General features: G+C 41.4%; 18 protein-coding genes. 15 read left to right on the top strand and 3 right to left on the bottom strand.

Features of this window, described 5'->3' with window-relative positions; translation table 11 throughout:
- Nucleotides 1–48 precede the first annotated feature (48 nt).
- The 11 genes from IGI96_RS16380 (at nucleotide 49) to IGI96_RS16330 (ending at nucleotide 9,261) form a co-directional block, all read left to right on the top strand.
- Nucleotides 49–897 (top strand): DegV family protein, encoded by an 849-nt coding sequence (locus IGI96_RS16380; RefSeq protein ID WP_005235946.1) that lies wholly within the window; start codon nucleotides 49–51, stop codon nucleotides 895–897.
- Nucleotides 898–1,073: 176 nt separating this feature from the next.
- Nucleotides 1,074–1,616, top strand: coding sequence for a GNAT family N-acetyltransferase (locus IGI96_RS16375; RefSeq protein ID WP_010748353.1), 543 nt, complete (start codon nucleotides 1,074–1,076; stop codon nucleotides 1,614–1,616).
- A complete protein-coding gene (locus IGI96_RS16370) occupies nucleotides 1,609–1,866 on the top strand; it encodes a TfoX/Sxy family DNA transformation protein (RefSeq protein ID WP_086338206.1) in 258 nt (85 codons plus the stop codon). Before IGI96_RS16375 ends, IGI96_RS16370 begins: the two co-directional genes overlap by 8 nt.
- Nucleotides 1,867–2,055: 189 nt before the next feature.
- Entirely contained in the window at nucleotides 2,056–2,535 is a 480-nt protein-coding gene (locus IGI96_RS16365) for a DUF6530 family protein (protein ID WP_005235941.1), read from the top strand.
- 18 nt (nucleotides 2,536–2,553) lie between these two features.
- Entirely contained in the window at nucleotides 2,554–4,821 is a 2,268-nt protein-coding gene (locus tag IGI96_RS16360) for an AAA family ATPase (RefSeq protein ID WP_438785376.1), read from the top strand.
- Nucleotides 4,822–4,958: 137 nt separating this feature from the next.
- Nucleotides 4,959–5,597 (top strand): hypothetical protein, encoded by a 639-nt coding sequence (locus tag IGI96_RS16355; protein ID WP_438785375.1) that lies wholly within the window; start codon nucleotides 4,959–4,961, stop codon nucleotides 5,595–5,597.
- Between the two features lie 87 nt (nucleotides 5,598–5,684).
- A complete protein-coding gene (locus IGI96_RS16350; RefSeq protein WP_086338209.1) occupies nucleotides 5,685–6,353 on the top strand; it encodes a hypothetical protein in 669 nt (222 codons plus the stop codon).
- A 15-nt stretch (nucleotides 6,354–6,368) separates the two neighbouring features.
- Entirely contained in the window at nucleotides 6,369–7,217 is an 849-nt protein-coding gene (locus tag IGI96_RS16345; protein WP_015509701.1) for a sce7725 family protein, read from the top strand.
- A gap of 120 nt (nucleotides 7,218–7,337) precedes the next feature.
- Entirely contained in the window at nucleotides 7,338–7,490 is a 153-nt protein-coding gene (locus IGI96_RS16340) for a hypothetical protein (protein WP_010748347.1), read from the top strand.
- A 662-nt stretch (nucleotides 7,491–8,152) separates the two neighbouring features.
- Nucleotides 8,153–8,710, top strand: coding sequence for a restriction endonuclease (locus tag IGI96_RS16335; RefSeq protein ID WP_086338210.1), 558 nt, complete (start codon nucleotides 8,153–8,155; stop codon nucleotides 8,708–8,710).
- Nucleotides 8,711–8,850: 140 nt separating this feature from the next.
- The gene (locus IGI96_RS16330) at nucleotides 8,851–9,261 is read left to right on the top strand and encodes a hypothetical protein (protein ID WP_086338211.1); all 411 of its coding nucleotides are present in this window, start codon (nucleotides 8,851–8,853) and stop codon (nucleotides 9,259–9,261) included.
- Nucleotides 9,262–9,419: 158 nt separating this feature from the next.
- Here the strand turns inward: IGI96_RS16330 and IGI96_RS16325 are convergent, their stop codons facing one another.
- Nucleotides 9,420–9,806: a hypothetical protein gene (locus IGI96_RS16325; protein ID WP_086338212.1), complete on the bottom strand. Its 387-nt coding sequence runs from the start codon at nucleotides 9,804–9,806 to the stop codon at nucleotides 9,420–9,422.
- Nucleotides 9,807–10,019: 213 nt separating this feature from the next.
- Between IGI96_RS16325 and IGI96_RS16320 the strand changes: the two genes are divergently transcribed.
- From IGI96_RS16320 to IGI96_RS16305, 4 genes are all read left to right on the top strand, one after another.
- Nucleotides 10,020–10,388, top strand: a complete 369-nt coding sequence (locus IGI96_RS16320) for a hypothetical protein (protein ID WP_086338213.1) — start codon at nucleotides 10,020–10,022, stop codon at nucleotides 10,386–10,388.
- 41 nt (nucleotides 10,389–10,429) lie between these two features.
- Nucleotides 10,430–10,708 carry a hypothetical protein gene (locus tag IGI96_RS16315; RefSeq protein WP_016611786.1) on the top strand — a complete coding sequence of 93 codons (279 nt, stop codon included), beginning with the start codon at nucleotides 10,430–10,432 and terminating at the stop codon, nucleotides 10,706–10,708.
- A complete protein-coding gene (locus IGI96_RS16310; RefSeq protein ID WP_005226077.1) occupies nucleotides 10,705–10,992 on the top strand; it encodes a hypothetical protein in 288 nt (95 codons plus the stop codon). The genes IGI96_RS16315 and IGI96_RS16310 overlap by 4 nt, the downstream gene beginning before the upstream one ends.
- Before the next feature lie 95 nt (nucleotides 10,993–11,087).
- Nucleotides 11,088–11,441, top strand: a complete 354-nt coding sequence (locus tag IGI96_RS16305; RefSeq protein ID WP_086338214.1) for a DUF2200 domain-containing protein — start codon at nucleotides 11,088–11,090, stop codon at nucleotides 11,439–11,441.
- Between the two features lie 314 nt (nucleotides 11,442–11,755).
- On the opposite strand, the gene rsgA is transcribed toward IGI96_RS16305, so the two are convergent.
- Nucleotides 11,756–12,697 (bottom strand): ribosome small subunit-dependent GTPase A, encoded by a 942-nt coding sequence (gene rsgA / locus IGI96_RS16300; RefSeq protein WP_015509693.1) that lies wholly within the window; start codon nucleotides 12,695–12,697, stop codon nucleotides 11,756–11,758.
- A gap of 152 nt (nucleotides 12,698–12,849) precedes the next feature.
- Nucleotides 12,850–14,214, bottom strand: coding sequence for a magnesium transporter (mgtE, locus tag IGI96_RS16295; RefSeq protein WP_015509692.1), 1,365 nt, complete (start codon nucleotides 14,212–14,214; stop codon nucleotides 12,850–12,852).
- Between the last annotated feature and the right edge of the window lie 307 nt (nucleotides 14,215–14,521).

Here is a 14,521-nt window from a genome sequence, read left to right as displayed (position 1 = left end):
TGCTATATTATTAATGACGTTTGAAATTTGTTGAAACGAGGAAAAAGAATGAAATTAGCCGTTGTTACTGACAGTACAGCTTATCTGCCGGAACGGATCAAAAACCATGAAGATTTGTTTATCATACCGATTCCTGTTATTTTAGATGGAAAAGTCTACAATGAGGGTATCGACATTGAAGCTGATGAGTATTACGCTTTGCTGAAAAACAGCAAAGAATTCCCAACCACTTCTCAACCGGTATTAGGAGAAGTGTTAGCCTTATATGAGTCATTGAAAGATCGCGGTTACGACACGATCATTAGTATCCACTTATCAAGCGGGATCTCTGGATTTATCGGAACGCTGTATGGAATCACCGATGAAATCGAAGGTGTTCAAATCATTCCTTACGATTCGAAAATCACAAGTATGCCGATGGGTCACATGGTAGAAACCGCTCTTGATCTATCAAGTCAAGGCAAAACCGTCGAAGAGATCATTTCCCATCTGGACACTATCAGAGACAATACCTATGCCTATCTAATCGTGGACGACTTGAATAACTTGGTTCGCGGCGGTCGCTTAACCAATGGGGCAGCCTTGATTGGCGGATTATTAAAAATCAAACCGATCTTGACCTTTGATCAAGGTAAAATTGTGCTTTACGAGCGCATTCGTTCCAGTAAAAAAGCATTCAATCGCGCAGAAGATATCATTGGTCAACGGGAGCAAGAAATCGCATTGCCCGTTAAATTTTATGTAATCCACGCCAACAATTTAGAAGTAGCGAAAGAAGAAAAAGCGAAGCTACAAGCGAAATACCCAAATGCAGAAATTGAGATTGGTCACTTCGGACCAGTTATCGGCACGCATTTAGGAGAAAAAGCCATTGGAATCGCTATTTCAGCGCAATAATTTTTATTTTTTCTATGTTTATCACGCCATTATCTTTTCAAGACGATGTATGTAAGAACCAGTTAGACGTTTGTCTAGCTGGTTCTTTTTTCTGCTTTTTTGAGATTCGCTTGTAAAAAATCACACAAACTCGTACAATAGGATCAAAATGAAGGACTGACAAAGGAGGAATTGCTATGAAGTGTTCCTTAAGAAGATGGCAAATGAGCGATGCACAAGATTTAGCCCATGCGTTAAATAATCAAACCATCCACGATTATTTACGAGATGGGTTGCCATTCCCCTACACGGTCGCAGATGCACAAGCCTATATTCGATCTGTGGAGGAAGCAGAATTTGCCTTTGCGATCACTGTGGATGACCGAGCAGTCGGCAGTATCCGTGCTGTTCGCAAAGAAAATATCCATTATAGAACGGCTGAGATTGGCTACTCTATTGCACAAGAGTATTGGGGAAAAGGCTTGATGACGCAAGCCGTTCAGCAACTATGTGACTATGTATTTACTACATCAACTATCGTTCGTATTTCTGCTGAATCTTTTGCGAAGAATCATTCCTCTTGTCGTGTGTTGGAAAAGGCAGGTTTTACGTTAGAAGGCGTTTTGCGAAAGCATGCGGAGAAAAACCAGCAGCTGTTCGATATGAAGCTCTATGCGTTGGTTCGTCAAGAGAAAGAGGGGCAAGATGACCACAATCAAAAAGGAGAAACCTATGAATGAACTGCAAAAATTACCAAATGTAGGTCAGGTTTTAGCGGATCACCTGGTGCGTATCGGCATCAATACCCCTGAACAACTACGCACAAAAACGGCCGAAGAGGTTTTTCTAACTATCCGCCACCAATGTGATGCGGGCGCTTGCTTGCATATGCTCTACGGCATTGAAGGGGCGATCCAAGGCATTCCTAAAGCGCAGCTTACATATCAGAGAAAACAAGCGTTGCGCCTTTTTTTCAATCAATTGAGTTAGTGAAGTAATGCGTCATAAAAAAGTACTTTTTAAGAGCGTTTGTTTTTAGATGCTTCTTATCAAGTGCTTTTTCTATAAACATCTGTCCCTAGCTACTAGAAAAGACCTTTTGCTTGTTCCAAACTAGCTTCCTCATTATACTTACTCTATCTAGTAAATTACTAATTTACTAAACAAGGAGTGAGAATAATGAAAATACCAGAAAACTTGAAACATAAGCCCGTCATTAAAGTGGAAGACTATGATACTGTTGACGGAAAAAATGCGTTACATACAGATGCAAAAGGCCTTTCCCTCGGATTAGCACAATGGAATGATCGCGGAAAAGTCGATATCTCAGGCAAGGTTTGGCGCCATACAGGTGAAAAATGGTCTCGTCAGTCAGAAGAACTACCCCTCACTAGAATCTTAGATCTAGCAATCTTAGTGGCGCAATCTAGTTTGTATTTTCAAGAGGCCTATCGCCATGAAAAGTTTTACGATCCTGAAAATCCGTTGATCGAGATCATTGGCCTGCAAGGAAATCGTATGACCGTTGAAGTAGACACCGAAAATCCTAAAATCGATGAAGACATTCTGCTTTTTTATGATTCCTTGCAAAAAGATGGCGAGCTATACGGCGAACGCTTCAAAATCCTAAAGCGGCTTTTAGATGAGCTAGGTTATTAAGAAAAGGAGCAGATTGCCATGACACAAAATCAACCGTCTTTTGTCGTAACGAAAGGATGCGCTTTTAGCAAATTAGAACAAACCATGATTTGGAAAAAACCACAAAGTCATCAGACCAGTGCTGAAGAACTACGAATTGCTTCAGAGATCGCGTTGAATTGGGCGGATCCAGAGATGAAGATCTTCAATGTGTTGCTGGAAGGCGATGCTGGGTCTGGTAAGACCCAGTTGGCAAAGGCACTTTCTGCCGACTTGCAACTGCCCTACACCAAAATCACCTGCTTTGCGGATATGGATAAGTCAGATGTATTTGGTGCTTTATTACCAGTGATCAACACCGACCAAGAAGAGGACAAGGACTTGCTGGATGCGATTTATCAAAGTGATTGTTTTGAAGATGTCTTGGCATTGATCCAGCGGCATTTTTCCTTGACTCGTGAGCGGGCACGGGCGAAATTTGCGGAACTGATCGAACGGATTGAAACCAGTGATCAGCAACCGACGATTCAATACAAATTTTATCCCTCCGAAATCGTACGGGCGCTGGAAAAAGGCTATTTGCTTGAGATTCAAGAACCAACGGTCATTCGTGATGCTTCGGTACTAGTGGCACTAAACTCGGCCCTTGAACAAAACGGAATGCTAAATATCCCGACCGGTTTTGTTCGACGACACCCTGACTGTGTGGTGATCATCACAACGAATCGGAATTACCAAGGCAACCGCCCCTTGAACGAATCCTTGCGAGATCGGATGCAGCACGCTGAAAAAATGGATTTACCTGAGCTAGCAGTCATGGTGCAGCGAGGCATTGCCAAAACCAGTTATCCGGACAAAACGACTGCAGAGAAAATGGCTGAAATCATCCGCTTACTAGACGTGACCGCCAAAGCCAACGCCATCAAAGGGGTGGCGGGCATGCGTTCCTATTTTTATTGGTTAAATGCTGTCAAACAAGGACAAGATCCCTTTACAGCAATTGATAGCAAAGTGCTCTACAAAATCACTACCGATCCAAATGAGCTTTCTCTGTTACAACAGGCGCTAGAAGCTTCAGGGTTATTGGCGCAATTGCGGCTTTTGTTTTCTGGACAACCGCTAAATGCCTTTAAAGAACAAATCAAAGGACGCAGAGTCAACAGCGAAGAGGCTGACCAACGCAATGTAGTGGAAGAAGGCACGCCCATCCTAAAAAATGAGCAAGTCCTTGAGACCGCCAATCAAGAAACTGAGGCGGAAACGATGGAAACCAGTGATTCTGACAAACAAGAAGCGAAAAGCGCAGCAACTGAGGCGACGTTTTCAGAAGAACTAGAACGCAATAGTCATGATGGCCAAGCAAAAGCTGGGAGTGAGACACAAGAGGCAGCTCCTGCTTCTCATTCTTTGTCGATCGAAGCGTATGAAGCCCAGGAGAAAGAAAAGAAAACCACGGCATCAAAGGCAGCACGACAAGCATTGAAAGAATCGATCCATGCCAAAGAAGGGCTGATCGTTCATCGACCACCCGTCGATTTAGAAAAAGCGACTGAAGCCCAACAGCGTTTGCAGCCGTTGCAGCCGATCGTAGAGTCATTGATCAAGCAAACCCAAGAAGTATTGGAAAACGAACAAGCTTCGGCATACAGTAAAGGTAAGTACAGTGGTACACGCTTTGATGCCAGCAAGGTTGCGTATCAGGATTTTCGGACCTTTGACAAGAAGAATCCACCTCACGAACAGCCTTCCTTAGCTCTTGCTTTGCGCATCGATGAATCAGGTTCGATGATTCGAGAAGATCGGATATTGTATGCCCAACAGGCGGTCTTAGCGGTGAATGCTTTTGCCGAACGTTTATCTTTGCCATTGATGATCTATGGCGACACAGCGGACGTGACCGCTCGTGAAAAAACCTCGCTTTTTGCATACAAAGAATTTAATGAAGGCTTTGAATTTGTGCCAGAGAAACTCATGACAATGAAGCCTCGGCAAAATAACCGTGATGGAGCTGTCTTGCGTGTGCTAGCTGAAAAGCTCGCTCATCAGCCGGCAACCACTAAATTACTCTTGAATATCAGTGATGGCCAGCCAAAAGCTCTTCCTGATTATACAGGGGTAAAAGCCAAAGAAGATATTCAGCAGGTGATCGCTGACTATGAACGACAAGGGGTGCTGTTTCTTGCAGCTGCTATTGGGCAAGACAAAGAGGTGATCAAAGCGATTTATGGGGAAGAACGCTTTATTGATCTTTCCAATTTAACAGAATTTCCGCAGCGTTTGTTGCAGCTACTAACAAGGTATTTGTAAACGTCGATAGCTAAAGGGAAAAGAGTGTGGACTGCATGCCGCACTCTTTTTTTGATCATAATTATATTATGTAAACAAGATGATATTTGTCTAAATTTGGATAGTTCTGTAAAATAGACGCCAAAAGGAGAGATATCATGAACAAATGGCGGTACTTCTACTATCCTTGTCAATTCGGCTGGCACGCAGCACTTCGTAGGCGCAGTTTGCTGATGAGTGGTGTGTTGGCGATTCTTCTACTGATCATCGCCATCTTTGCAGAGCATTGGCTAGTGTTTTTTCATCAATGGCTACAATATGAAACAAATAGCAGTGAGAATCAGATGGATCTCACGTATGTCAGTTGGCTTTTCTTTTTGCAGTTGCTACGCTTCGTACTAGGCGTTCTAACTATAGGCTTGATCGCCGCCTTTTTATGGCACTGCAATCACATGTATCGTTTTCATTTGATGGGGGAGGAGCAGCAATCTCTGAGTATTCGGTTGTTGTTAGGACAGTCTCCGTTGTTGGTCACCTTTGAAGAGCTTTTCTTTGTAGGCATTCAAAGCACTGTTATTAGTTTGATAGGGCTTGTCAGCGGTTTGTGGCTTAGTCAAAAAGCACTGCAGGATTTCTTCCATTTCTTTCATCTTCCCACAGGCTTTACTTTTGAATTTCCCTTTAAAGGTCTATTAATCGCTCAACTTGGTGTGCTCTTGTTGCTTTTTTTGTTACGATTCCGCGGTACAAAGAGGATGGTTGAAGAGATTCTTGTTAACGGATGCCCGAATGGGTGAGGGAATGATAGGCTGCTTTTATTTCCCTCTTCCAAAATGCGAACATATGTTTTATAACAGGTGAAACAAGACAAAGGTCGTGAATTTGTGAAGACATCCTTAACTTTAGAAATGGAAGAGGCACTTTATTATTATTGTCGGGAAAACAGTGATATTGTGGTAGAAGAGGTCGTCATGCCAGATGATCACGGCATCGTGGATACTTTGAGTTGTCGCTTGACGACTGAAAATACCTTTGAATGGCGTTGCTACGAACTCAAAGTTAGTTTGGCAGATTTTCGCTCAAAAGCAAAACTATCCTTTATTGGGAATTATAATTATTTTGTCTTACCCAAGGCATTGTATGAGAAAGTCAAAGATCAGATTGGACCTACAATTGGTGTTCTGGTCTATCATGCATTTCTTGAAAAAGAAACGGGCAGCAAAGGGTATTTCAGTGTCGAAAAGAAGCCCCAACGGCAAGAGCTGCAGGTTCCAGAAAATGCCTTATTGTTTCGGTTGATTTCGGCACAAGCGCGAGAAGTCGGCAAAGCAAAACAGACTGCTCGAGGATTGCGGGTATTTTCAACAGAACGTTTGTACCAAGAACTGAAGAAACGTCAGCCTGAGTATGACTTGTTCGGTGGTGGAGTCAATTACTATGATCGATTTATTGAAGATACTCAGCTGCAAGCGATCGAAGCCTTGAAAGAAGAATTGGCCGCTACGAGATCAGCCTATGAAGCGCTGGAAAAACGTTTTTTATCAGGCGAGTAAGAAGGAGAGAAGAAGATGTACTTCCCGTATATTCGTGGAAAACAATTTGATTTATTGGCGTTGAAAGCACTGTTGGAACAAGATTGTTTGTCAGACGCGATCCAGCCGATCATTGAACCAGTCAAGCAATCAAAAACGTTTTGGACGACCATTGACCTGTTTCAAAGGAAGCAGCATCCTTTTTATCTGGTTCGCAATCCACAGGCGGGGGCTTTTCTGACGGCAGAGGGGTTAGCAGAGTTGCAAAATGTTGCTGCCCCTAAAGCAATGATCGTAGATCGTCCCATTGAAACAGTGGAAGAAAAGCCTGATCTTTGGATCATCCATCAAGCGGACCAAGCACTCGCTAGTGATTGGCGGGAAAATACACTGCCGGTGCTGGTTAGCAAAGAGTTTCGTTTGTTAAATAAAATCAACGGCCCGAAACTACTGATGGAAGATCCGTTTACCCGTTTACCTAAAAATAGTTTTTATACAGAATGTCCGGAGGAAGGATTTTCAAAAACCCATCATCTTTATCATAAATTGGGCTATGCGGGATTTAGTGATTTTTCTGTCGATAGCAAAATTTATTATGAGCACAGTTATCCCTCAAAACGGTTGGTTTTGCATTGGATCTATCCGACAGCAGAGCAAGACTTGCGAATCGTTCACTTATTTTCTGAGGAAGAATTACCAAGTCAGAAAGAAAAGTTTTTTGAAGTCATGGAAGCTTTGTTGCAGCATGAGGAAGAGTATCCTACACAAACAGCTGGGCTGCAGCTATTAGTTGCTGCTTATCAGCAAGGGGCGTTTCCTGGTATGGGCGTTATTCGGAAAGCCGCCGTTATGAATCACTTGGAACTCGTCAGTCGTCTTATTTAGTCGCTATACGCATACGATTGTAGGCTCTAACAAAATACTGCCATTTATTGTACAAAACACCTTGATTGCACCCATTGTTTTCAGGATAGTGATAAAATCAGGGAAAAGGAGTTGGCGCTCGTGGGAACAAAAGATAGAGAATATTATCGAAATGAAGGAAAAGAATTTGAAAAAAACAAGAAAAACCTGCTTATTCGACGTTTAAATCAACTAATCGTTGTCTTGGTCATTTTGATCATTGTCTTTTCGGCGATCCTGTATTACATAGTTTGAAACTTTCCGTAGCTGTCATTGCTTTATTGGCAGCAACAAAACGAAACTTGTACTTAGATGACTGTGCACCCTTGATTAGGACTCGCTATGGGAATCTGATCCGTTTAGGTGAAAACTGAACGCAACGAAACGTTTCTTGTTTATCGTTGCTGGTTTGCCTGTGATCAAGATTCCCATTAGGCTATTAGTTAGCACAAATTTGCTGGGTTAAGTGCGAATCATTACTGATAAGATCGTGAACAACGATACTTGACTGATTCATTGAGTTTGGCCAGCAGCTGCAAACCAAAGCTTGAATTCAAAGATTCAAGAATCAACAAGATCAAATACAGACAAAGGTTCAGAGATAATTTGTCAGTTGCATGTTGTTTCACTCGTAGAACCAACAAAAATCTAAAACTATCGCTCAAATGACCATTTTTTTGATTATGCTGCCAATTAGGTGAATTTGAAGGAAATAATCCTAAATAAGAGGGAGGAGAGCCGTAAAATTATCCGCTAAATACGGTGTTCGAAAAATTTTATATTTTAGTTTACATAATATATATTATACAAAGTTGTTTAGAATAAAATGCAGCTCATTTTTGTTTATTAAAGGATGCATTTTTGCTCATTTTGCCCTCCCTTCCTATGATATAATGAAGAAACAGGAGGGTTTTTAAATGAGTAACCATGAAAATGAAAGTTTAAAATTATTTATTGTGGGAATTTTAATGACCATTGGCTATTTTGTTTTTGATTGGCACTTTGCTCCCATATTGTATGTTGGACTCGTAATCAGCGTTTTAGGTTTATTTTCTGCAATTTATCCAATAGTTAGCGAACGCAAACGTTTTGCTTCAGCGCAGTTAGATACTATCGATAAAATGTCTGGAAAGGAATTTGAGCAATACACTGCATTTTTGTTAAGAAAACTTGAATTTAACGGGATTAGCATGACCAAAGCGTTTGGTGATCAAGGAATTGACGTAATCGCCTCTAAAAATGGGTGCAAGCATGGTATTCAGTGCAAACGTTGGAAAAATAAAGTTGGCAACAAAGCAGTTCAAGAAGTTTACGCAGGGATTGGTTATTATTCGTTAGATAAAGCGATTGTACTGACAAATAGTTATTTTACTGAATCCGCAAAACAATTAGCAGCGAAATTGGATGTTGAGCTTTGGGACCGTTCTAAATTGATCAAAATGATTGAAACTGTGCACACGAACGATAAGAACTAATTTTCTATAGGAATATTTAAAACCTACATACACCCATTTAGTCCGAACAGTCAAAATCAAAGGCGATAAGAACATAAAATAAGTTTAGGGATACATAGATCTGCTTTACTATAAGATAACAATTATTAAGGAGAATAAAAATGAAAAAGAAGAAGCAATTAAAGCTAGTCTTTTTACCAAAAATCTGGGCGTCACTCCTCTACTTGCTTTTCGTGTTCACAGCCCTCTTCCTCTACTTATCAAAGTACTTGGACATTTCTTTCTTTACTTTGATGTATCCTGACTTTTATCTTCATATCTCCAATTTTTCGATTAGTTTGATTATTGGCTTACTGGGGTACTTTTGGCTTCTCGTAGGTGCGCCATTTAAAGCCGTCACACTATTGACCCTGCTCTTATTCATTGCCAATCTATTGAGCGAGACTATCTTTGGCTTCATGAACACCCCTGATCGAATCGATTTACTTTTTGGGATTGCAGGAACGCTCGTCGCATATTTTACTTTGGCAATGATCAAAAGACACGGTTTAGTCAAGAATCAATCGGTTTGATTTCAACAGTCGTGACTTCTCCTTATATGATCCTTTTGCTACTTAGGTTCAACCCATTTTTTGGGAAAAGAAACATCTTGCTGCAGTGATTTAGCCGAAAAAAGCACTCAATAAAGGGAGTGCTTTTTTTCGTTTCCATTGGCGATACTTTCGTATGGCTAGTCACTTGGTAGCCAATACAATGGACTTAGCTGTAGATTTTCCCAATACGGGTTGTGAAACCCTATCAAATAGTGCATAGCTAAATACCCAAAAATCATAAAGCCAAATGACAAAGTCACGATCCGTCCCCACCGTGGTATTTCTTTGATAAATAGACCTAGCATACCTATCAATAAGGGGAACGAATAATTAAACAGTAAATCACTTCTAATATTTTGGTTCCGAGGGTCCTTCATTATTTTGTCATTTAAGCCCCAACTTATGCCGACGATCACAAACATAAGCGCCAGAATAGTCAATCGTTTGCGATCAAAAAGCCACTGTTCTTTATCTTTCCTACTTGCAAAGTAGATCGTAAGCAGGACCACGATTAATCCAGACATACTATTCTCCTTTTTCGCCAGCTATTTTCTAAAACGTTCATGATTCCTTCAGGATAAATTATAACATATATAGTATAAAAAAACGATACCCGCCACTATCCCCTTGTTTGATGCACTTTTTAGATGTTACATAGAAGAATCAGAAATTTAAAAATCTGTTCGCTTTACAAAAGAGAACATATGTTTGTATTATATAGATAAGAGGTGATTGCTATGGGTATGCTGCAACCATATGAAGATCGGAAAAAGCTAAAGTGGCAAGGATTCTTTTTATCTGAGCATACAACTGAAATTGAAGAAGAGCCGACACGCACGTTTGATTGTCCGCCTAAGCCGTCACTCACAACGGAAGAAATCAATCAATGCTTATTCGAAGCGATGAAAAAGAACGTAACTGTGGCGATCCAACGAGAAGAAGTCAATGAAGAAGGCGGCTATCCCCCAGATATTGTCGGAAAAATCAGCGGATACGACACATTGGGCATTTATTTGACGAGAGAAACCACAGAAAAAATCCATTATGATGAGATTCGTCACGTTGCTTTCTACGAAGAAAGAAAATGGTTTGATCTCAGCGAATAATACAACTGTTTACACTACTTAAACTAAAGGAGGAAGAAATGATGGAAACACAAAAAGGATCTGTCTCAAAAATAAGAATCGTCTCCTTTGCCCCCTCCCCTTTGGTCCGCTTTACACTAGGTACCACCAACTGTTTGATTGCGAAACACAGTTTGAATTTTTTAGGGGATGTTGATGACGGCATGTTTCTAACCGTGGGCGGCTATTGGAATAAGCGCCGTCAATTCGTGGTGCAAAAGTATACGGTGTACGGCAAAACGAAAATCATGTTGGATATCGATGCCTATCGGCAAAAAACAGTAAAGGCGGGTTCATTATGAGAGCAAGAGACCTCTTGACAGCACTAACAACGTCGTCGAGTGCAGCAGATTACCAAGGAATTTATTTAACTTACAAAGAAAACCTGATTCCTTTTACGACGATCGCACAAGATAGTCATAACCAATTGATTTTATTTTTCGAACCCAAAAAGCCGGCTCTGACGTTGAAAGAATTATATACACAGCTAATGCTACATAAGAATTTGGACTTGCTCTATTGGGATGGCGAGTCACGACAAAAAGTATTGGGGTTTCGTGAACAGGAAGAAAAAATCATTCTTTAGTCCCCTCGCCTATTTTGGCACACAACAAACGTTGAAAATCTCGGCAAAAAGAAAAAAATAAAGTATACTTTGTGTAAAGACTAAAGGAGTTTATCATGAAAAATCAAAAAATCACCCAAATGAGTTTTGCGAAAGTCTATCCTCTGTATATTGCCAAAGCAGAACGGAAAAATCGGACAAAAGAAGAAGTAGATCAGATTATTACCTGGCTAACTGGGTATGACCAAGCAACACTCCACCAGATGGCTGATGATGTTTCTTTTGAACGCTTTTTTAAGCAAGCCCCTCAGCTCAATCCTGCACGAAAACAGATCACTGGTGTGATTTGCGGGATTCGGGTAGAAGAGATCGAAGAGCCAATAGTTCAAGAAATTCGTTACCTAGATAAACTGATCGATGAACTGGCGAAAGGAAAAGCCATGACGAAAATTCTGCGCTCTGCTGATTGAGGCGATTTTTTCGAGTTGCTATTTAAGAATCAACGCTTTATACTAGAAATACCTTGGCAGGGGCAAATCATTGCTCAAAACACAGTGGGACAACACCCCACTGTGTTTTTTTATCCTGCTTTTCTTGACGACAGCTTGTAACCAGGCAGGCGATCTTAGTTTAGTTCAACCACTTAGCATGTAGTGCCCTTTGAAATTGGCCCCTTTTCATGAAAACACAAGAACATTGGCTGCGGCTCTCCTCTTCTTTACTCAACAAGGCGCTCTTGACACGTACAAAAAAGCACTCCTCTTATACAAAGGAGTGCTAACTATTACTTTTTCATTTCTTTGATCTGTTCTTTTCGTTTCAAATACGCCAGCTCTTTTTCCATTTTGCGATAGCGAGCGAAGGCTGCTTCTGAAAGCTCACCGGCAGCAATAGCTGCTTTTACCGCACATTTCGGTTCTGTTTCATGCTGACAGTCTCTGAAGAAACAACCTTCAGCATATTGACTGATCGCTTCAAAGGATTGCTCGATCGAAGCTGACCGAACGGTACTAATGCCAACTTCCCGCATGCCAGGAGTATCGATGATCATTGCGCCAGAGGGCAGTGTGAACAACTGGCGACTCGTCGTCGTGTGTCGTCCTCGACTATCCTCTCGTATGTCATTGGTTTTTTGAACGGCTTGTTCCATGAGCTGATTTAATAAGCTGGACTTCCCGACGCCTGACGAACCGATAAATGCACTGATTTTTCCGTCTGAAAAGTAGGCTTCTGTCAGCAATTCGTTCGGTTCATAAATAGAAGTAGCGAATGCTTTCACACCAAAAGCATCGTTTAATGCTTGCAGCAGCTCTGCTTTTTCATCAGCTGTGACTTGATCGGCTTTGGTCAAGAGAATCACTGGGTTAGCGCCACTGTCCCAAGCGATCGTGACAAAGCGCTCTAACCGAGCGAAATTAAATTCTTCATTGGCGCTAGTTGCAATAAAAACCGTGTCGATGTTCGCAGCGATCCCTTGTTCATCCGTCCGATTTCCGGCTACTTTTCGTTGTAAAAAACTCTTTCGTGGGAGCAAAGCATCAATCAAGAAATGATCTTGATCATACACCTGCCCTTGGACAAAATCACCAACAATAGGATAATCCTTTGGCGCTCGTGCCTGTTGACGAAATTTTCCTGAAACGGTTGCTAAACATTCTTCTCCTGTGGTCAGGCGGACTTTTGCGATATCCTTAGCCTGAAAGACCACGATTCCTTGTTTTTCCATGATTTCCCTCCAGTTAATTAGGAGGCCGCACTTAAAAAGAGAAACCTCCGAGTTGATGTTGCTTCATTTGATTTGTCATAGGACATTTCCCCTTTCTATGTTGTGCTCATCATGTGATGTCGCTTTATTATACCACTGGAACGGACAGTATGCTAAAGCAAATGACCCAAAAGAACATTTACTGAAACGAAGTAGATAAACAAGCCAGCAATATCTTTGATCGAGGTGATGATCGGTGCCGAACCGGCTGCTTGGTCGATGTTTAGTTTAATAAGTACAAACGGGACTAAAAAGCCAAGTGCTGCGGCTAAGGTCATAGCAAAAACTAAGGAAATCCCAACAGCGACCCCTAACATCGGGATCCCTTGCCAAAGTGAAGCAGCGGTTCCAGAGATGATCCCGACGATCAAGCCTAGACTCAAACCGATCCAAACTTCTTTAAAGAAATGTCTGGTGAAGGTCGAAAGATCAATATGCCCTAACGACATCCCCCGAACAAATACAGTAGAGGATTGTGTACCAACGTTTCCACCCATATCCATGATCAAAGGAATAAAAATCGCAACGGCTGCCACCGACTCTAACGTTTGTTCAAATTCATCAATGACGACCCCAGCTAAAAGTCCAGCCACTAAAGTGATCACTAAGAATGGCAAGCGGACTTTCCAGATTTGCCACAGGCTGCCATTGATCAAAACATTACTACGGTCTGCTTCGTTGGAGGCGACATCGACCAAACCAGCGGCATTAAACATGTCTTCCGTTGTTTCCAACTCGATGACATCGATCGCGTCATCGACGGTAATGATCCCAACGATTCTTGATTCCTTGTCTACGACTGGCAGCGCAATGATATCTAGTTCATTTAGCAGACGGGCTGCTTCTTCTTGGTCGGTGTCAGTGGTCACATAAATAACTTTTTGGGACATGATTTCACTGATGCGTTGATCCCCTTGTGCCATTAAGAGATCTTTCAGCGACAAAACACCTTCTAACGTTTTCGTTTGATCAGTAACATAAAGCGTATAGATTGTTTCTTTTTCTTTGGCTTGCATTCGCACTTTTTCCAATGCTTGATTGACTGTCATATCTTTTTTCAATGTAATGAATTCCGGTGTCATCAAGCGACCCGCAGTTTCGGCTTCATACCCTAGTAAGAGGTTTGTTGCAGCTCGTTCATCAGGCGCCAACGATTGTAAAAGTTTTTGTGTTACGGTCGCTGGCAACTCATCTAAAAGCCGTACACGAACATCAGGCGCCATCTCATTCACAAATTCGGTTGCTCGTTCATCGGTGAAAGAGCGTAATAAGTGTTGTTGGGTAGCTGGTGTCAAATCTTCAAACAGGATAAGGGCTTTGTCTTTCGGTAACAGTCGGAAAACGATCACTTTCTCATCAGCGGATAAATTGCTGAATAATTGTAATAGCGGCAGCTCTTCCATTCCTGATACGAGTTCTTTTAACTTTTCAGAGTCTTTCTTATTTAAATAATGTAAGATGGTTTCTTGCTGGTTCATGGGATACACTCCTTCTCCTATAATTTTGGTCAAAGAAAGAAAGGCAATCGTTCAGAAAATTGTCCAGTTTTCTTTCGTTTGAACGTTGTCTGCTAGACAGCTGAAAGTTTGTTCCGCAGCTGGAGATGACTGTTATTAAAACAAGCATCAAAGGGATAGAGCAGCAACTTTATTCATTATATCACATAGTTTTTTTAAAATATGAAAAATATTACTCGCAGACGAAAAAATTCTTTTAAAGGGCGTCGCTTGTAAAGAAAATTGACTGAAGTTTGTCAAGAACAAAAGGCAAAAGAAGCTAGCAGAC

The organism is Enterococcus sp. DIV0421 (assembly GCF_051713745.1).
GTDB lineage: Bacteria > Bacillota > Bacilli > Lactobacillales > Enterococcaceae > Enterococcus_D > Enterococcus_D casseliflavus.
The sequence above is the reverse complement of the archived record's forward strand: the minus strand, read 5'-3'. Positions and strand labels throughout refer to the sequence as shown.